Source organism: Pseudomonas sp. Root562 (genome assembly GCF_001427125.1).
GTDB lineage: Bacteria > Pseudomonadota > Gammaproteobacteria > Pseudomonadales > Pseudomonadaceae > Aquipseudomonas.
Genome location: NZ_LMGK01000008.1, coordinates 36,010 through 53,801, shown reverse-complemented (window position 1 = coordinate 53,801; position 17,792 = coordinate 36,010). Strand labels below are relative to the sequence as shown.

Here is a 17,792-nt window from a genome sequence, read left to right as displayed (position 1 = left end):
CGGTTATCCCTGACAGTCATGTGCCCCAGTGGAGCGAATTATTATGGTTGAACACCCAGGGATGTGGGTTTGCAGCAGAGTGCGGGTAGCACAGCGTAGCGGGGGGCTTGGGTAAGCGCCTCGATTATAGGAAGGTGGCTAACGATTCAACAAGGGGGCAAGAATGCTCAGCCTGCCGTGGCCGCGACGGGCGCCGGGCCGGTATGCCAGATCAATACCCGAGTGACGCGGTTGTCTTCGGTCTCGAGGATTTCCAGGCGATAACGACCGATTTTCAGGCATACCGCGCTCTCGGGAATGGTTTCCAGCGCCTCGGTCACCAGCCCGTTAAGGGTTTTCGGGCCATCGCATGGCAGGTGCCAGCCGAGGCTCTTGTTGAGGTCGCGTATCGATGCGGCGCCATCGATCACCAGGCGGCCGTCGGCCTGGGGGTGAATGTGCGGGTTGTCCAGGCTTTGCTGGCTTTCGAACTCGCCGACGATTTCTTCGAGAATGTCTTCCAGGGTCACGATGCCAAGCACCTCGCCGTACTCGTCGACGACCATGCCAAGCCGACGCTGCTGCTTGTGGAAATTCAGCAGTTGCAGTTGCAGCGGAGTGCTTTCCGGTACGAAGTACGGTTCGCGACTGGCCGCCATCAGCGCGTCCAGTGTCAGGCTGTTGTCGGCCAGCAGATGGCCGATTTGCCGAGTGTTGAGCACGGCTTCAACCTGATTGATGTCGCTGTGAAACACCGGCAGGCGCGTGCGGGTGTTGTTGCGCAGTTGTTCGATGATTTCTTCGATCGGGTCATCGAGGTTGATCCCGTCGACTTCGCTGCGCGGCACCAGAATGTCGTTGACCGTGATGTTGTCCAGCGCATGGATGCCGGGCAGCGGATGTGGCCGGTGGACGGCGGGTTCGCGGTCATCGTGTTGCGCGTGTGGTGCCTCGTCTTCGCTCTGTTGCACGACCTTGACCTTGCGGGCCAGTGGACGAATCAACAGTTTGGCGATGGCATCAAGCAGCCAGGCAGCGGGGTAAACCATTTTCAGCGGGACGCGCAGCAAGCTGTTGCCAAAGGCGAGGATGGCATCCGGATGGCGGGCGGCAAGGGCACGGGGCAAATAGTCGGCAAGCACCAGCAGAATGGCGCCCGCACCGAGGCACGCGATCCATGGACCGTTCTGCGCCCAGGTGAAAATCGCCAGCAAGGTGCAAATGACCACGACCAGCGCGCGACACAGGGTATTGCAGAAGATCAGGCTGACGAGCGGGAAGCTCAGCCTGGCCGGTGGCTTGTCGCTCGAGCGCGAAGCGATGCGTTTGGCCAGCAGATATTGATGTGCGGCTTCAATGGCGGAAAACAGTCCCGACCATAAAACCAGCAGGGCCACTACAGCGAGCATTGGCCCTAAGGGCAAGTCGTCCATTAATGCCGCCCGTTAGATATGCAGGATGTATTCACGGACCAGCTTGCTGCCGAAATACGCCAGCATCAACAGGCAGAATCCGGCAAGGGTCCAGCGAATGGCCTTGTGTCCGCGCCAGCCGAGGCGATTGCGCCCCCAGAGCAGCACGCTGAAGACGATCCAGGCCAGGCAGGCCAGCAAGGTCTTGTGCACCAGGTGTTGGGCGAACAGGTTGTCGACGAACAGCCATCCGGAAATCAACGACATCGACAGCAGAGTCCAGCCGGCCCAGAGGAAGCCGAACAGCAGGCTTTCCATGGTCTGCAGCGGCGGGAAGTTCTTGATCAGCCCGGACGGATGCTTGTGCTTGAGCTGATGGTCCTGGACCAGCAGCAACAGCGACTGGAATACCGCGATGGTGAACATGCCGTAGGCGAGGATCGACAGCAGGATATGGGCAAGGATGCCCGGTTCTTCGTCGATGATCTGTACCGTGCCGGCGGGAGCGAACTGCGCCAGGAGCACGGTCAGCGCGCCGAGGGGAAACAGTAAGACCAGCAGGTTCTCCACGGGGATTCGCGAGCAGGCCAGCAAAGTCAGGGCGATGACTGCGGCGGCAATCAGGCTGGCGGCACTGAAGAAATCCAGGCCCAGGCCGATCGGCGTCAGCAGGTGGGTCACCAGGCTGGCGCCATGGGCCAGCACCGCGAGTACGCCGAGCGTGACCAGCAGGCGCTTGTTGGCCTTGGCGCAGTTGGCCAGGCGGGTGCCCTGATAGATAGTCGCAGCGGCATATAAACAGGCGGCGGCGAGGGTGGTAAGCAAACTGGGTGACAAGGGGAGCATAAGTCCTGTTAGGCAAGCCCGAAAGGCGCTGAGTTTGGCATAGAACCCACGCGGCACGAAAGACCAGACAAGCTGACGGCGAGGTGTCCGCCGACCGCAGTCTTCGCTATAATCCGCGACCTGCCCACGCCGCAGGCTCGCCGAGCACAGTTTTAGTCCGGTCCGGGCCGCCATTATCCCGGTCTACACAGGGCCTGAAAGGATCGCGCAATGTTTGAAAACTTAACCGACCGTCTCTCGCAGACGCTGCGCCATGTCACCGGCAAGGCCAAGCTGACTGAAGACAACATCAAAGACACCCTGCGCGAAGTGCGCATGGCGCTGCTCGAAGCCGACGTCGCCCTGCCAGTGGTCAAGGACTTCGTCAACTCGGTCAAGGAACGCGCTGTCGGCACCGAGGTGTCGCGCAGCCTGACGCCGGGCCAGGCCTTCGTGAAAATCGTCCAGGCCGAACTCGAAAGCCTGATGGGCGCAGCCAACGAAGATTTGAACCTCAGCGCCGTGCCGCCAGCGGTCATCCTGATGGCCGGTTTGCAGGGCGCGGGTAAAACCACCACCGCCGGCAAGCTCGCGCGCTTCCTGAAGGAGCGCAAGAAGAAGTCGGTCATGGTCGTGTCTGCGGACGTTTACCGTCCAGCGGCGATCAAACAGCTGGAAATGCTCGCCGGTGAAGTGGGCGTGACCTTCTTCCCGTCCGACCTGAGCCAGAAGCCGGTCGAGATCGCGCAAGCGGCTATTAAGGAAGCAAAGCTCAAATTCATCGACGTGGTCATAGTCGATACCGCCGGTCGCCTGCACATCGATGAAGAGATGATGGGCGAGATCAAGGCGTTGCATGCCGCGATCAACCCGGTTGAAACCCTGTTCGTGGTCGACGCCATGACCGGTCAGGACGCCGCCAACACGGCCAAGGCCTTTGGCGATGCACTGCCGCTGACCGGTGTGATCCTGACCAAGGTCGACGGCGACGCCCGTGGCGGTGCTGCGCTGTCGGTTCGCGCCATCACCGGCAAGCCGATCAAGTTCATCGGTATGGGCGAGAAGAGCGAAGCGCTCGATCCGTTCCATCCTGAGCGTATCGCTTCGCGCATCCTCGGCATGGGCGACGTGCTCAGCCTGATCGAGCAGGCGGAAGCGACCCTCGACAAGGACAAGGCCGACAAGCTGGCCAAGAAGCTGAAGAAGGGCAAGGGTTTCGACCTCGAAGACTTCCGCGATCAGCTGCAACAAATGAAGAACATGGGTGGCCTCGGCGGCCTCATGGACAAACTGCCGAACATGGGCGGTGTGAACCTGGCGCAAATGGGCAATGCCCAGAGTGCGGCAGAGAAGCAATTCAAGCAGATGGAAGCCATCATCAACTCCATGACCCCGGCCGAGCGCCGTGACCCTGAGCTGATCAGCGGTTCGCGCAAACGCCGTATCGCCATGGGTTCCGGCACCCAGGTGCAGGACATCGGACGCTTGATCAAGCAGCACAAGCAGATGCAGAAGATGATGAAGAAATTCTCTGCGAAAGGCGGAATGGCCAAGATGATGCGCGGCATGGGCGGTATGTTGCCCGGCGGCGGCATGCCGAAGATTTAGTGCCCTGTCACGCCAATACTGCTCAATATTGGCGTAACAGGGCACCAGAATCCGCGCCGGTCATCGCACCGGCGCAGACCCGCACGGAAGCGGGATCTACAGCAAACCCGCGCTTGGCGGGAGCTGACCGGCCGTTTTCAACGACGGCTCTATAGCAAATCTGCATGGCGTCCGATAGGCCGCCGGAAAAAGTCATTTGCAAAAGTCCGGATATTCCTTAGAATATGCGGCCTTTCGGGCACCCATGCCCGCTGTGCCTTTAGATTTGCAGCACCGACTACAGGAACGATGTTCACATGCTAACAATCCGTCTTGCCCTTGGCGGCTCCAAAAAGCGCCCGTTTTACCACTTGACCGTAACCGACAGCCGCAACCCGCGCGACGGTTCGCACAAGGAACAGGTTGGTTTCTTCAACCCTGTTGCTCGTGGTCAAGAAGTTCGTCTGTCCGTGAACCAAGAGCGCGTAGCCTACTGGCTGAGCGTTGGTGCACAACCTTCTGAGCGCGTTGCTCAGTTGTTGAAGGAATCTGCCAAGGCTGCGGCCTGAGCAATATGAACGCGACGCCAGCTGTTGCTGATGATTTGATCGTTATCGGCAAGATTTATTCTGTTCACGGCGTTCGCGGCGAAGTGAAGGTGTATTCCTTTACTGATCCGATCAAGAACCTGCTGGATTACAAAACCTGGACGCTCAAGCGTGACGGCAATGTAAAGCAGGTAGAGCTGGTCAGCGGACGCGGGAACGACAAGTTCCTGGTCGCAAAGCTCAAGGGTCTGGATGATCGTGAAGAAGCTCGTCTTCTGGCCGGTTATGAGATCTGCGTGCCGCGCAACCTGTTCCCTGAACTGACCGACGGCGAGTACTACTGGTACCAGCTGGAAGGTCTCAAGGTCATCGACACCCTCGGGCAACTGTTCGGGAAGATCGATCACCTGCTGGAGACCGGCTCGAATGATGTAATGGTGGTCAAGCCTTGCGCTGGCAGCCTGGATGATCGCGAACGCCTGTTGCCCTATACCGAGCAATGCGTGTTGGCCGTCGACCTGGCAGCAGGCGAGATGAAGGTGGATTGGGACGCGGATTTCTAAGCGTGGCTAACTTGCGCGTAGAAGTGATCAGTTTGTTTCCCGAGATGTTCTCCGCCATCAGCGAGTACGGCATCACCAGTCGGGCGGTGAAACAGGGGCTGTTGCAGCTCACCTGTTGGAATCCGCGAGACTACACGACGGATCGACATCACACTGTGGATGATCGCCCATTTGGCGGTGGTCCGGGCATGGTGATGAAGATCAAGCCCCTGGAAGATGCTCTGGTTCAGGCCAAGGCAGCCGCCGGGGAGGGCGCGAAGGTGATTTACCTGTCGCCCCAAGGCCGTCAACTGACTCAGTCGGCGGTACGCGAGTTGGCGAATCTGGATGCATTGATCCTGCTTGCCGGCCGCTATGAAGGCATTGACGAGCGTTTTATTGATGCTCATGTCGATGAAGAGTGGTCGATTGGCGACTATGTACTGTCTGGCGGCGAGCTGCCGGCGATGGTCCTGATCGATGCGGTTACACGACTGCTGCCTGGAGCTTTAGGGCATGCGGACTCCGCCGAGGAAGATTCCTTTACGGATGGTTTGCTGGATTGCCCGCACTACACCCGACCGGAGGTGTATGCGGATCAGCGTGTTCCCGACGTATTGCTAAGTGGCAATCACGCGCACATCCGGCGTTGGCGTTTACAGCAGTCCCTTGGTCGGACCTTTGAACGACGCGCCGATCTTCTGGAAAGCCGCTCGCTTTCTGGAGAAGAGAAGAAGCTGCTCGAGGAATACATCCGCGAGCGGGACGATAGTTAACAACGTATCGATGGTAGATCCGACGATTTACCTTAGGAGCACAGCATGACTAACAAAATCATCCTTGCACTCGAAGCAGAGCAGATGACCAAAGAGATCCCTACCTTTGCCCCGGGCGACACCATTGTCGTTCAGGTGAAAGTGAAGGAAGGCGACCGTTCGCGTCTGCAAGCGTTCGAAGGTGTTGTTATCGCCAAGCGTAACCGCGGCGTAAACAGTGCATTCACCGTTCGTAAAATCTCCAACGGTGTTGGCGTAGAACGTACTTTCCAGACCTACAGCCCGCAAATCGACAGCATGGCCGTTAAACGTCGCGGTGACGTACGTAAAGCCAAGCTGTACTACCTGCGTGACCTGTCTGGTAAAGCAGCTCGCATCAAGGAAAAACTGGCTTAAGTCCAGCTTCCGATGCAGAAAAAAGCAGCCTACGGGCTGCTTTTTTGTTGCCTGCGATTTATCTTCCCTGACCGTACTGTCGGTCTTGCCTGAGCCTTTATGCCCGCCATCGATCATCCCCTGATAGACCAGTTCCTCGACGCCCTTTGGCTGGAGAAAGGTCTTTCCGATAACACCCGCGATGCCTATCGCAGTGACCTCGCGCTGTTCAACGGCTGGTTGCAGGAAAAGGGCCTGGAGCTGATCAACGCCGGGCGTGAGTTGATCCTCGACCACCTGGCCTGGCGCCTGGAGCAAAACTACAAGCCCCGTTCAACGGCAAGGTTTCTTTCTGGCGTGCGTGGCTTCTATCGCTATCTGCTGCGGGAAAAGTTGATCGCGGTCGATCCAACATTAAGGATCGACATGCCGCAACTTGGGCGACCGTTGCCCAAATCCTTGTCGGAAGCCGATGTGGAAGCCCTGCTGAAGGCCCCTGATTTGAGCGAAGCCATCGGCCAGCGTGACCGTGCCATGCTCGAAGTGCTCTACGCCTGCGGGCTGCGGGTCACGGAGCTGATCAGCCTGACACTGGAGCAGGTCAATTTGCGCCAAGGGGTCTTGCGTGTGATGGGCAAGGGCAGCAAGGAGCGGCTGGTGCCGATGGGCGAGGAAGCGATTGTCTGGGTCGAGCGCTACATGCGCGATGGCCGTGGCGAATTGCTTGGCGGGCGTCCCAGCGATGTGTTGTTTCCCAGCCAGCGCGGCGAGCAGATGACCCGTCAGACGTTCTGGCACCGCATCAAGCATCAGGCCAAAGTCGCCGGGATCGGCAAATCGCTGTCGCCGCACACCCTGCGTCATGCCTTCGCCACGCATCTGCTCAACCATGGTGCGGATTTGCGTGTGGTGCAGATGTTGCTGGGGCACAGTGATTTGTCGACAACGCAGATTTATACCCACGTCGCCCGGGCGCGATTGCAGGATTTGCACGCCAAGCACCATCCGCGCGGCTAAATACCGTTCCTGAAACTGAAATGCTTATCTGTGGCGAGGGGGTTTACCCCCGTTCGGCTGCGCAGCAGTCGTAAACCGGTACTCACGGAGCAACTAATTTAACCTCGTGGCAGATTGTGGGGTTGCTGCGCAACCCAACGGGGGTAAACCCCCTCGCCACAATAAATATTGCCAAACAGGCATCGTAGGCTGTCCTGCGTCACCTGCATTCGGCCACCGTTGCCTTATGTGGTAGGCTTTGTCGGTTTGCACGATGGGCGGTTATGACCCGGTGTTTCGGCACGGGCGTTCTGATCGTCACATTTGTCCGCCTTCAGGAGTTCTCATGCGTCTGACCCAGATTTTCGCCGCCGCAGCCATTGCGTTGGTCAGCACCTTTGCCGTCGCCGATGACGCGGCCGACAAAGCCATTCGTAAAAGTCTGGAAAACCTCCAGCTCGAAGTACCGGTAGAAACCATCACCGCCAGTCCGTTGCCGGGTTTGTATGAAGTCAAACTCAAGGGCAGCCGCGTGCTGTATGCCAGTGCTGACGGGCAATATGTCGTTCAGGGCTACATGTTCCAGCTCAAGGACGGCAAGCCCGTCAACCTGACCGAAAAGACCGAACGCCTGGGCATTTCCAAACTGGTCAATGAAATCCCGGTCGCTGAAACCGTGGTGTACCCGGCCATCGGCGAAACCAAATCGCACATCACCGTGTTCACCGACACCACTTGCCCCTACTGCCACAAGCTGCACGCCGAAATCCCGGAGTTGAACAAGCGCGGAATCGAAGTGCGTTACGTGGCGTTCCCGCGTCAGGGGCTGGGCTCGCCGGGTGATGAGCAATTGCAGGCGGTGTGGTGCTCCAAAGACAAGAAAGCGGCCATGGACAAAATGGTCGACGGCAAGGAAATCAAGGCCGCCAAGTGCGATAACCCGGTTGCCAAACAGTTCGCCCTCGGTCAGTCGATTGGCGTGAACGGTACACCGGCCATCGTTTTGGCCGATGGTCAGGTCATTCCGGGCTACCAGCCTGCGCCACAAGTCGCCAAACTGGCGCTGGGCGCGAAGTAAATTCGCATCGTCACGGTCAGCCATTGACGATCATGGTCCGGCAGCAACATCGCCGGGCCATTAATAGAGAGCCGCGAACATGCGGCTGTTTTCACGGCCGGCCTCGAGTCGGCCGTTTTATGGGGAGTTCACAGTGAAACCGGTCAAAGTAGGCATCTGTGGGTTAGGGACCGTCGGTGGCGGTACCTTCAACGTACTTCAGCGCAACGCCGAGGAAATCTCTCGTCGTGCCGGGCGTGGGATCGAAGTGGCACAAATTGCCATGCGCACGCCAAAGCCTCAGTTCCAAACGACCGGTATTGCGATTACCAACGATGTCTTCGAAGTGGCCACGAACCCTGAGATCGACATCGTGATAGAGCTGATGGGCGGCTATACCGTTGCCCGCGAGCTGGTACTCAAGGCCATCGAGAATGGCAAGCATGTGGTCACCGCGAACAAGGCGCTCATCGCCGTTCACGGTAATGAAATTTTCGCCAAGGCACGCGAGAAGGGCGTGATTGTTGCGTTTGAAGCAGCCGTGGCGGGTGGCATTCCAGTCATCAAAGCGATCCGTGAAGGCTTGTCCGCCAACCGCATCAACTGGGTGGCCGGGATCATCAACGGCACCGGCAACTTCATTCTCACCGAGATGCGCGAGAAAGGCCGGACCTTCGAAGACGTGTTGGCTGAAGCGCAAGCCCTGGGCTATGCCGAAGCCGACCCGACCTTTGACGTTGAAGGCATCGATGCGGCGCACAAGCTGACGATTCTGGCTTCGATTGCATTCGGCATTCCGCTGCAATTCGACAAGGCTTACACCGAAGGCATCACCAAACTGACCACCGCCGACGTCAACTACGCCGAAGCGCTGGGTTATCGCATCAAGCATCTGGGGGTGGCGCGCAGCACCGCATCCGGTATTGAACTGCGCGTGCACCCGACGCTGATCCCGGCCGATCGCCTGATCGCCAACGTCAACGGCGTAATGAACGCGGTGATGGTCAACGGAGACGCCGCCGGTTCGACCCTGTTCTACGGCGCCGGCGCCGGCATGGAACCGACCGCTTCGTCGGTGATCGCCGACCTGGTGGACGTGGTTCGCGCCATGACCTCCGACCCGGAAAACCGCGTACCGCACCTGGCTTTCCAGCCGGACTCGTTGTCCGCTCACCCGATCCTGCCGATCGAATCCTGCGAAAGCGCTTACTACTTGCGCATCCAGGCCAAGGATCATCCGGGCGTATTGGCCCAGGTGGCAAGCATCCTCTCTGAGCGGGGGATCAACATCGAGTCGATCATGCAGAAGGAAGCCGAAGAGCACGACGGCCTGGTGCCGATGATCCTGCTGACCCACCGAGTGGTGGAACAGCGCATCAACGATGCCATCGCAGCTTTGGAAGCCCTGGCGGGCGTGGTCGGTCCGGTTGTACGGATCCGTGTCGAGCACCTGAACTAAGCCGTTATCGTTTACCGGGCGCCGTGTCGGGCGCCCGGCATTGCGAACACTGTCCATTGGAGTCAGTCATGCGTTACATCAGTACCCGCGGCCAGGCACCGGCCCTGAATTTCGAAGACGTCCTGCTGGCAGGTCTTGCCACCGACGGCGGTCTGTACGTCCCGGAAAACCTGCCACGTTTTACCCAGGAAGAAATCGCTTCCTGGGCCGGCCTGCCGTATCACGAGCTGGCTTTCCGGGTCATGCGCCCGTTCGTCACCGGCAGCATTCCCGATGCCGATTTCAAAAAGATTCTTGAAGAAACCTACGGTGTGTTCGCCCATAGCGCCGTCGCGCCGCTGCGTCAGCTGAACGGCAACGAATGGGTGCTGGAGCTGTTCCACGGCCCGACCCTGGCGTTCAAGGATTTCGCCCTGCAACTGCTGGGTCGTTTGCTCGATTACGTGCTGGAAAAGCGCGGCGAGCGCGTGGTGATCGTCGGTGCCACCTCCGGTGATACCGGTTCGGCCGCCATCGAAGGTTGCAAGCACTGCGAAAACGTCGACATTTTTATCCTGCACCCGCACAACCGTGTGTCCGAAGTGCAACGTCGACAGATGACCACGATCTTCGGTGAGAACATCCACAACATCGCCATCGAAGGTAACTTCGATGACTGCCAGGAAATGGTCAAGGCGAGTTTCGCCGACCAGAGCTTCCTCAAGGGCACTCGCCTGGTGGCGGTGAACTCGATCAACTGGGCGCGGATCATGGCCCAGATCGTTTACTACTTCCACGCAGCCCTGCAGTTGGGCGGCCCGGCGCGCTCGGTGTCGTTCTCGGTGCCGACCGGCAACTTCGGCGACATTTTCGCCGGTTACCTGGCGCGCAACATGGGCCTGCCGATCAATCAATTGATCGTCGCCACCAACCGCAACGACATCCTGCACCGCTTCATGAGCGGCAACCAGTACGTCAAGGAAACCCTGCACGCCACCCTGTCGCCGTCGATGGACATCATGGTGTCATCGAACTTCGAACGCCTGCTGTTCGATCTGCACGGTCGCAACGGCGCGGCGATTGCCGGTCTGATGGACAGCTTCAAGCAAGGTGGTGGTTTCAGCGTCGAGCAGGAGCGCTGGACCGAAGCCCGCAAACTGTTCGACTCGCTGGCCGTGGATGACGCACAAACCTGCGAAACCATCGCCGAAGTTTACGAGCAAACCGGCGAAGTGCTGGATCCGCATACGGCGATCGGCGTCAAGGCAGCACGCGAATGCCGTCGCAGCCTGGATATCCCGATGGTGATTCTGGGCACGGCGCATCCGGTCAAGTTTCCGGATGCGGTGGAGAAAGCCGGCGTAGGAAAAGCGCTGGAACTCCCTGTACATCTTTCTGATTTGTTTGAAAGAGATGAGCGTTGCACCGTGTTGCCGAACGAGCTGAAAGCCGTACAGGCCTTTGTCAGCCAGCATGGCAACCGCGGTAAGCCATTGTAACGGGCAAAACCTGTCACACATTGAAGCCCGTCCCTGACGGGCTTTCTCGTTTCTGCGTGCCACACTGCCGTCGAGATTCGCCCCTGAAGGACGGGTGAACTGAACACAAGGATGTGGCAATGCCGTGTTTCCATGAGTCAAAACCAGCGATGTGCTGGTTGTTTTTTATTGCGGCTCTGGGCTTTGCCCAGTGGGCCGTGGCGGCGCAAATGATGGCTTTTGAGTCGGACGTTGCAGCCGCCGCCCCGGTGCTCGCGCTGGATGCGCAGGAGCGCAAATACCTCGCTGAGCAGCGTCAGGTTGTCGTTGCGTTGACACAGTACCCGTTGTATCTGTTCAAGGACGAGCACGGCCATTGGAGCGGCTTCAACAACGATGTGCTGGAGCGCATCAGCACCCTGACAGGGCTGAAGTTCGTCTACGAAGAGACGTTCTCCTCCGACCAGTTGCTCCAGCGCCTGGAAAGTGGTGCAGCCGACATGAGCACGATGTTGTCCATGAACGACGAGCGCAGGGCATTCCTGGATTTCAGTCATGCGTACGGTGGCGCAAGCTGGGTGCTTATCGGTCATAGCGAAGCGCCCGCGGTGCAGTCGTTGGAGCAGTTGGCGAAAAAGGTCCTGGTGTTACCGACCCGACACGCGCTGGAAGCTGTGATTCGGCATGAGTACCCATCCATTGAGCTGCGCTCGGTCAAGACCTACGCCGAGGCTCGGGCGTTGGTCGAAAGCGGCGAAGCCTACGCGACCATCGACACCGAAGTCGGCGCCCGACTCTATCCTTCGGGGCGGCTCAAGGTCGGCGCAGCGATAGAGGGCAAATGGGACGCTGATTACCTGGCTGTGCGCAAAGGCCAACCACAACTGTTGAGCATCCTCAACAAGGCGCTCGAAGCATTTTCACCAGCTGAGTTACGCGCGATTCGCCACAAATGGTTCGGAGCAACGGCACCCGTAGCGACGCCTTCGGCGTGGGAACGGCTGGATTGCTGGAGCGTTGTTGTTTGCAGCGTATTTGCACTGCTTTGCCTGGTCTGGAATCGTCGCCTCACGACACTGATCCAGCAGCGCCAGGATGCCGCGAACGACCTTCGCGATCAGTTGGCGTTCCAGCATACGTTGCTGGACTCTATGCCCGATCCGATGTTCGTTCGTGATCTGCAAGGGCGCCTGGTCATGTGCAACAAGAGTTACGAGGAGCATCTGGCGATACGCTTCGATCAGGCTCAGGGGCGCCAGCTCATCGAGCTCGACATCATGCCCAAAGCGACGGCCGAACTTCTGCATGCCGAGCTCATGGTTCAACTGAACACGCGCAAGCCATGCTTCAGCGAGCGGCAATTGCTCTTGCACAGTGGCCTCAAGGACGTCTATCAATGGACGGTGCCGTTCTACAGTGCGGACGGGCAATTGCGCGGTCTGTTGGGGGGCTGGAGTGATATCGGTCAACGGGGTCGACAGGCGTGACGGAGTTGTTTTCTCTCTGTCATCTTGGCCATGCATGCTCTCTCGATCAGGGACGCCGTTATGTCTTTCAGAACTTTCTTCCCGGGCCAGCGGTCATTTACTGTAGTGACGCCCCAGGCACTTTGTTTTCGGACTATTGAGTGGTGATCGAGATGGAAAGTATCAGTCTCTTGCTCGGTGAGGCTCTGAGCCCGTATCAAGTGACATTGACCCCGTCAGGTATTCAGGGTGAATGCCGTGTGACATTGAGGAACGCGATCGGTGAGATCGTGGTCGAGCGCAAGTTCAATCAGGCGCAGTTGAGCGACAAGCGCTTGCTGACCGATGTGGTCGACGGCTTGCATCGCGATGTGCTGATTGCTGAAGGACGCCTGGAGCCTTGTGTGATCGCGGCGCTGCGTAATGCCGCTCAGGACAAGCTGTTGGCCAGTCGAAACTGAATTGTCATTTGTGGGAACCTTCCTGCACCAAGGTCAGTCAGACCCATTAACAACAGGATCAAGCATTGTGCTCCGGTGCTTGTAGCTTGTTGCTACGGGTCTGATGCAGGCCACGTTTAACCCCGAGTCGTCTCCCCACTTCTCGGGGTTTCTTTTTGCCCGGCGTTTGTCAGTGCCCGGTCTGTTGCTCGAAAAATGTCCTGGAAGCCTCCAGGTATTCACTGCGACTTTCCGGGTCAAGCCAGGCCGCGTAGGCCTCGCTCAGATAGTCACGGGGTAGGGTACGCAACAGTTGGTTTATTTCGGTGATCGCCTTTCGACCCTGCGGCGTGTCGGTGCAGCCGATGTAACCGGACAAGTATTTACCGGTGTTGCGAATCGGGTAGAACTGCAGTTCATTCTCCGCGATCCCTTGCTGCTGCGCCTGATAACGGATTTCCGGACGATAGCCCAGCAACAGCTGCAAGCGTCCCAGGCGTTGCATTTGCAAGAGGCTGCCCAATGCGTCGTTACCGTAATGGAGCGTCAAGGCCTTGGGCGGAGCCTGTTTGAGCAGCACGTCGAGGTACTCGCCGTAGTTGCGTTCGGCGACGATCCCCAGCGTCACGGTGCCGGTGGCCAGCAGGGCGGCCAGATCCACTTCTCCATCCTTGATGAATGGCGCCAGCACGTTGCGATCAACGCGGCGCACGGCCAGGCCATTGCTCATGGCGCGGAATACCGGGATGGAAAACGCGATCCAGGTTTCGCGTTCCTTGCTCCAGTTCAAAGCGGCATCACACGTGAGAGAGGGCTCGTGGAGCATCTGCAAGCCGCGCGCGCGATTGACCTTCATCACGCTGTGTTGGTACTGCGGCATGCCGGCGATCAGTTTCGTCAACAGTTGATCGATAATGCCCAGGCCTTTTTTCGGTCCTTCGAAAATGAACAGCGGTGGCAGGTCGCGTTTGAGCCAGATCAGCGTGTCTTTGGGTTGCGCCAACGCCGGCGGTGACGTAGCGCTAATCAACAGAACGCTCGCCACCGCACACAACGCCCGCCCGTTACGCCACAGGCAGTGCTTGAAGAGTTGCGCAAGCAGACGCTTGAGCTCAGATGGCTCCGTCTTTGCGCAGTTGTGCGATCTGCGACGCGTCATAGCCAAGTTCCTGGAGTACCTGCGCGTTGTGCTCGCCCAGTTGCGGCCCGACCCATTCACAATCACCGGGTGTGTCAGAGAGTTTCGGCACAATTCCCGGCATCTTGAAATCTTTGCCATCCGGCAGTTTGGCCTGCAGGAACATTTCCCGGGCGAGGTACTGCGGATCGCTGAACATGTCTTCGGCGCTGAAGATTCGGCTGGCCGGTACGTCGGCCTGATTCAGCAGCTCAAGAATCCTGTCCAGCGGCAACGAATTGACCCAGCGATCAATGACCCCGTAGAGCTCGTCACGGCGGCTGTCACGCCCGTCGTTGCTGGCCAGCAACGGGTCGTTGGCCAGATCTTCGCGACCCATGATCAGCATGAAACGCTTGAAGATCGCATCGCCGTTGGCGCCGATCTGTACGTGCTTGCCGTCGGCACTGGTATGGATCGAAGAGGGCGTGATGCCGGGCATGATGTTGCCGGTCCGTTCACGGATGAAACCGAACACGTCGAACTCCGGGACCATGCTTTCCATCATGGCGAAGATCGCTTCATACAGCGCTACATCAACCACCTGGCCCTGGCCGCCGTTGACCTCACGGTGCCGCAAAGCCATCAGTGCGCCGATCACGCCCCAGAGTGCGGCAATCGAGTCGCCAATGGATATGCCGGTGCGCACCGGTGGGCGATCTTCAAAACCGGTGATGTAGCGCAAACCGCCCATGGACTCGCCGACCGCACCAAACCCTGGTTGATCTTTCATCGGCCCGGTCTGGCCGAAGCCCGAGAGCCGCACCATTACCAGCTTCGGATTCAATGCATGCAGGATCTCCCAGCCCAGGCCAAGTTTTTCCAGGACGCCGGGGCGGAAGTTCTCGATGAGGATGTCCGCTTCGCCGAGCAGCTTTTTCAGAATCGCCAGGCCGTCGGGATGCTTGAGGTTCAGGGTCAGGGACTTTTTATTGCGTGCCTGCACAAACCACCACAGCGAAGTGCCCTCATACAACTTGCGCCATTTGCGTAACGGATCGCCGCCGTCCGGGGATTCGACCTTGATCACATCGGCGCCGAATTCAGCGCAAATGCGCGAAGCAAATGGCCCGGCAATCAACGTGCCCAATTCAACGACTTTCAGGCCCGAGAGCGGTTTGGCGGTCAACGACATACGTGATCCTGTAGGAAAAGGGGTTGAGCGAGTACAGAGTTTTAACATAGCCGACCGTCAGGCGCCCCAGGTAGATCGGCTTCTATTCGTTCAATGGTCGTCGCATCGGTTAGACTTGCCGCCTTTCCCCGTATCAAGAAGCCCGTTCATGGCCCAGCCGTCCACGACCTACAAGTTTGAACTGAACCTCACCGACCTCGACCGTAGCGTCTACGAGAGCGTCAAGCAGACCATCGCCCGTCATCCTTCGGAAACCGAAGAGCGCATGACTGTGCGCCTGCTGGCCTACGCACTCTGGTACAACGAGCAACTGTCTTTTGGCCGTGGTCTGTCAGAAGTGGATGAACCGGCCTTGTGGGAAAAAAGTCTGGATGACCGCGTCCTGCACTGGATCGAAGTCGGCCAGCCGGATGCCGAGCGCCTGACCTGGTGTTCGCGTCGCACCGAGCGCACCAGTCTGCTGGCTTACGGTAGCCTGCGCGTCTGGGAAGGCAAAGTGGTGCCGGCGGTGAAAAACCTGAAAAACGTCAACATCGCGGCCGTGCCTCAAGAAGTGCTGGAAACCTTGGCCAAAGACATGCCCCGCGTCATCAAGTGGGACGTAATGATCAGTGAAGGGACGATTTTCGTAACCGACGATCGCGGTCAACACGAAGTCCAGCTGACCTGGCTGCTGGGCGAACGCGGCTGAGGCTGCGCCATTCCCCAGATATCCCACATTCAAGAGAAGCACCTGTCACCCCATGCGTATCGAACCTCGCCTGTTGCCCGACACCTTGCCCTTCCTCGGTGATATTCCACCTTTGCTGACCCGCCTATATGCGGCGCGGGGTGTGCAATCCGAAGCCGAACTGGACAAGAGCCTGGCGCGGTTGATCCCGTTCCAGAAGCTCAAGGGTATCGAGGCTGCGGTGGATCTGTTGGTAGTCGCCCTCGAGCAACGTCAGCGGATCCTGATCGTCGGCGACTTTGACGCCGATGGCGCGACGGCCAGTACCGTGGGCACTTTGGGCCTGCGTTTGCTGGGTGCGGCGCATGTCGATTATCTGGTGCCCAATCGATTCGACTACGGCTACGGCCTGACGCCGGAAATCGTCGCGGTGGCACTGGAGCGCCAGCCGCATTTGTTGATCACGGTGGACAACGGCATCTCCAGTGTCGATGGCGTGGCGGCGGCGAAGAAGGCCGGGCTCAACGTACTGGTCACCGATCACCATTTGCCCGGCGACGAATTGCCGTTGGCCGATGCCATCGTCAATCCGAACCAGCCGGGATGTGAATTCCCGAGCAAGGCGCTGGCCGGTGTCGGGGTGATTTTTTATGTGCTGATGGCTTTGCGCGCGCGGTTGCGCGAGCTCGGCTGGTACACGGACAAGCCGCAACCGAACATCGGCGAGCTGCTGGATCTGGTGGCGCTGGGCAGTGTTGCCGATGTGGTGCCACTGGATGCCAACAACCGGATTCTGGTGCATCAGGGCCTGGAACGGATTCGAGCAGGCCGTGCCCGGCCGGGCGTCAAGGCGATCCTGGAAGTGGCCAAGCGTGATCATGCGCGCATTACCTCGACCGACCTGGGCTTTATTGTCGGTCCGCGCCTGAACGCGGCAGGTCGTCTGGATGACATGAGTCTGGGCATCGAATGCCTGCTGACCGAAGACGCCGGCCTGGCCCGTGAAATGGCTGCCCAACTGGACGGCATGAACCAGGACCGCAAATCCATCGAACAGGGCATGCAGCGTGAAGCGCTGGCCCAGCTCAAGGACCTGCCGCTGGAATCGATGCCGTTCGGTTTGTGCCTATTCGATCCTGAGTGGCACCAGGGCGTCATCGGTATCCTCGCGTCGCGCATGAAAGAACGCTACTTCCGTCCGACCATCGCTTTTGCCGATGCTGGCGATGGTCTGCTCAAGGGCTCGGGACGTTCGGTGCAGGGCTTTCACATCCGCGATGCACTGAGCGTGGTGGCGGCGCAGCATCCGAACCTGATTACCAAGTACGGCGGTCATGCGATGGCGGCGGGCCTTACGCTGGCGCAAGACAACTTTCCGTTGTTCGCCGAGGCGTTTGACGCTGAAGTCCGCCGGCAATTGCGTGAAGAAGACCTGACCGGGCGTCTGCTGTCGGACGGCACCCTGGCGGTCGAGGAGTTTCACCTGGAGCTTGCCCGGGCACTGCGCCATGCCGGGCCTTGGGGACAGCACTTTCCTGAGCCGCTGTTTCACGGGGTGTTTCAACTGGTGGAGCAGCGCGTGGTTGGCGAACGGCACCTCAAAGTGGTACTGAGGAGCGAGTGTGGTTCGGTCAAGCTCGACGGCATTGCCTTTGGCATCGACCGCGACGTCTGGCCGAATCCGACCATCAAGTGGGTCGAATTGGCTTACAAACTCGACGTCAACGAGTTTCGTGGAAACGAGACGGTTCAGTTGATGATTGCCCACATAGAACCGCGTTGACCCCTTCGCGGGCAAGCCTCGCTCCTACGGATTACCGAAATCTATAGGCGCCAGGTTTGCCCGCGAAAGCGATCTTTCTGACTCGCAACCTTTCTGAACCCTCCCTCA

At 58.9% G+C, this 17,792-nt stretch carries 17 protein-coding genes; 13 read left to right on the top strand and 4 right to left on the bottom strand.

Annotated elements, in window-relative coordinates; genetic code table 11:
* Positions 1 to 167: 167 nt before the first annotated feature.
* Both ASD60_RS08745 and ASD60_RS08740 read right to left on the bottom strand, forming a co-directional pair.
* The gene (locus ASD60_RS08745) at positions 168 to 1,412 is read right to left on the bottom strand and encodes a transporter associated domain-containing protein (protein ID WP_056853628.1); all 1,245 of its coding nucleotides are present in this window, start codon (positions 1,410 to 1,412) and stop codon (positions 168 to 170) included.
* Between the two features lie 12 nt (positions 1,413 to 1,424).
* The gene (locus tag ASD60_RS08740) at positions 1,425 to 2,237 is read right to left on the bottom strand and encodes a cytochrome C assembly family protein (RefSeq protein ID WP_056853627.1); all 813 of its coding nucleotides are present in this window, start codon (positions 2,235 to 2,237) and stop codon (positions 1,425 to 1,427) included.
* Positions 2,238 to 2,447: 210 nt separating this feature from the next.
* Between ASD60_RS08740 and ffh the strand changes: the two genes are divergently transcribed.
* The 11 genes from ffh to ASD60_RS08685 all read left to right on the top strand — a co-directional run bounded on the left by ffh (position 2,448) and on the right by ASD60_RS08685 (position 12,940).
* Entirely contained in the window at positions 2,448 to 3,824 is a 1,377-nt protein-coding gene (gene ffh / locus ASD60_RS08735; protein ID WP_056853626.1) for a signal recognition particle protein, read from the top strand.
* Positions 3,825 to 4,120: 296 nt separating this feature from the next.
* Positions 4,121 to 4,372: a 30S ribosomal protein S16 gene (gene rpsP, locus ASD60_RS08730; protein WP_003198088.1), complete on the top strand. Its 252-nt coding sequence runs from the start codon at positions 4,121 to 4,123 to the stop codon at positions 4,370 to 4,372.
* 5 nt (positions 4,373 to 4,377) lie between these two features.
* The gene (gene rimM, locus ASD60_RS08725) at positions 4,378 to 4,914 is read left to right on the top strand and encodes a ribosome maturation factor RimM (protein ID WP_007972729.1); all 537 of its coding nucleotides are present in this window, start codon (positions 4,378 to 4,380) and stop codon (positions 4,912 to 4,914) included.
* A gap of 2 nt (positions 4,915 to 4,916) precedes the next feature.
* The gene (gene trmD, locus ASD60_RS08720) at positions 4,917 to 5,669 is read left to right on the top strand and encodes a tRNA (guanosine(37)-N1)-methyltransferase TrmD (protein WP_056853625.1); all 753 of its coding nucleotides are present in this window, start codon (positions 4,917 to 4,919) and stop codon (positions 5,667 to 5,669) included.
* 45 nt (positions 5,670 to 5,714) lie between these two features.
* A complete protein-coding gene (rplS, locus tag ASD60_RS08715) occupies positions 5,715 to 6,065 on the top strand; it encodes a 50S ribosomal protein L19 (protein WP_003175895.1) in 351 nt (116 codons plus the stop codon).
* Positions 6,066 to 6,164: 99 nt separating this feature from the next.
* Entirely contained in the window at positions 6,165 to 7,061 is an 897-nt protein-coding gene (xerD, locus tag ASD60_RS08710) for a site-specific tyrosine recombinase XerD (protein ID WP_056853624.1), read from the top strand.
* 325 nt (positions 7,062 to 7,386) lie between these two features.
* Positions 7,387 to 8,118 (top strand): bifunctional protein-disulfide isomerase/oxidoreductase DsbC, encoded by a 732-nt coding sequence (gene dsbC / locus ASD60_RS08705; RefSeq protein WP_056853623.1) that lies wholly within the window; start codon positions 7,387 to 7,389, stop codon positions 8,116 to 8,118.
* A 133-nt stretch (positions 8,119 to 8,251) separates the two neighbouring features.
* Positions 8,252 to 9,556, top strand: coding sequence for a homoserine dehydrogenase (locus ASD60_RS08700; protein WP_056853659.1), 1,305 nt, complete (start codon positions 8,252 to 8,254; stop codon positions 9,554 to 9,556).
* A gap of 68 nt (positions 9,557 to 9,624) precedes the next feature.
* Positions 9,625 to 11,034, top strand: a complete 1,410-nt coding sequence (thrC, locus tag ASD60_RS08695; RefSeq protein WP_056853622.1) for a threonine synthase — start codon at positions 9,625 to 9,627, stop codon at positions 11,032 to 11,034.
* Positions 11,035 to 11,153: 119 nt separating this feature from the next.
* Entirely contained in the window at positions 11,154 to 12,500 is a 1,347-nt protein-coding gene (locus ASD60_RS08690) for a transporter substrate-binding domain-containing protein (protein WP_056853621.1), read from the top strand.
* A gap of 152 nt (positions 12,501 to 12,652) precedes the next feature.
* Positions 12,653 to 12,940, top strand: coding sequence for a DUF3509 domain-containing protein (locus ASD60_RS08685; protein ID WP_056853620.1), 288 nt, complete (start codon positions 12,653 to 12,655; stop codon positions 12,938 to 12,940).
* Between the two features lie 169 nt (positions 12,941 to 13,109).
* Here the strand turns inward: ASD60_RS08685 and ASD60_RS08680 are convergent, their stop codons facing one another.
* Both ASD60_RS08680 and ASD60_RS08675 read right to left on the bottom strand, forming a co-directional pair.
* Positions 13,110 to 14,078, bottom strand: a complete 969-nt coding sequence (locus tag ASD60_RS08680; protein ID WP_056853619.1) for a TIGR02285 family protein — start codon at positions 14,076 to 14,078, stop codon at positions 13,110 to 13,112.
* Positions 14,032 to 15,231 carry a CaiB/BaiF CoA transferase family protein gene (locus tag ASD60_RS08675; protein WP_056853618.1) on the bottom strand — a complete coding sequence of 400 codons (1,200 nt, stop codon included), beginning with the start codon at positions 15,229 to 15,231 and terminating at the stop codon, positions 14,032 to 14,034. The genes ASD60_RS08680 and ASD60_RS08675 overlap by 47 nt, the downstream gene beginning before the upstream one ends.
* A 148-nt stretch (positions 15,232 to 15,379) precedes the next feature.
* Here ASD60_RS08675 and ASD60_RS08670 point away from each other — a divergent pair, with 148 nt between their 5' ends.
* Positions 15,380 to 15,922: a YaeQ family protein gene (locus tag ASD60_RS08670; RefSeq protein WP_056853617.1), complete on the top strand. Its 543-nt coding sequence runs from the start codon at positions 15,380 to 15,382 to the stop codon at positions 15,920 to 15,922.
* A 52-nt stretch (positions 15,923 to 15,974) separates the two neighbouring features.
* The gene (gene recJ, locus ASD60_RS08665) at positions 15,975 to 17,684 is read left to right on the top strand and encodes a single-stranded-DNA-specific exonuclease RecJ (protein WP_056853616.1); all 1,710 of its coding nucleotides are present in this window, start codon (positions 15,975 to 15,977) and stop codon (positions 17,682 to 17,684) included.
* The last annotated feature ends 108 nt before the right edge of the window (positions 17,685 to 17,792 follow it).

Coding starts and splice junctions, on each gene's coding strand:
- ASD60_RS08745 (WP_056853628.1), bottom strand. CDS start 1,412: ATGGACGACTTGCCCTTAGGGCCAATGCTCGCTGTAGTGGCCCTGCTG.
- ASD60_RS08740 (WP_056853627.1), bottom strand. CDS start 2,237: ATGCTCCCCTTGTCACCCAGTTTGCTTACCACCCTCGCCGCCGCCTGT.
- ffh (WP_056853626.1), top strand. CDS start 2,448: ATGTTTGAAAACTTAACCGACCGTCTCTCGCAGACGCTGCGCCATGTC.
- rpsP (WP_003198088.1), top strand. CDS start 4,121: ATGCTAACAATCCGTCTTGCCCTTGGCGGCTCCAAAAAGCGCCCGTTT.
- rimM (WP_007972729.1), top strand. CDS start 4,378: ATGAACGCGACGCCAGCTGTTGCTGATGATTTGATCGTTATCGGCAAG.
- rplS (WP_003175895.1), top strand. CDS start 5,715: ATGACTAACAAAATCATCCTTGCACTCGAAGCAGAGCAGATGACCAAA.
- xerD (WP_056853624.1), top strand. CDS start 6,165: ATGCCCGCCATCGATCATCCCCTGATAGACCAGTTCCTCGACGCCCTT.
- dsbC (WP_056853623.1), top strand. CDS start 7,387: ATGCGTCTGACCCAGATTTTCGCCGCCGCAGCCATTGCGTTGGTCAGC.
- thrC (WP_056853622.1), top strand. CDS start 9,625: ATGCGTTACATCAGTACCCGCGGCCAGGCACCGGCCCTGAATTTCGAA.
- ASD60_RS08690 (WP_056853621.1), top strand. CDS start 11,154: ATGCCGTGTTTCCATGAGTCAAAACCAGCGATGTGCTGGTTGTTTTTT.
- ASD60_RS08685 (WP_056853620.1), top strand. CDS start 12,653: ATGGAAAGTATCAGTCTCTTGCTCGGTGAGGCTCTGAGCCCGTATCAA.
- ASD60_RS08680 (WP_056853619.1), bottom strand. CDS start 14,078: ATGACGCGTCGCAGATCGCACAACTGCGCAAAGACGGAGCCATCTGAG.
- ASD60_RS08675 (WP_056853618.1), bottom strand. CDS start 15,231: ATGTCGTTGACCGCCAAACCGCTCTCGGGCCTGAAAGTCGTTGAATTG.
- ASD60_RS08670 (WP_056853617.1), top strand. CDS start 15,380: ATGGCCCAGCCGTCCACGACCTACAAGTTTGAACTGAACCTCACCGAC.
- recJ (WP_056853616.1), top strand. CDS start 15,975: ATGCGTATCGAACCTCGCCTGTTGCCCGACACCTTGCCCTTCCTCGGT.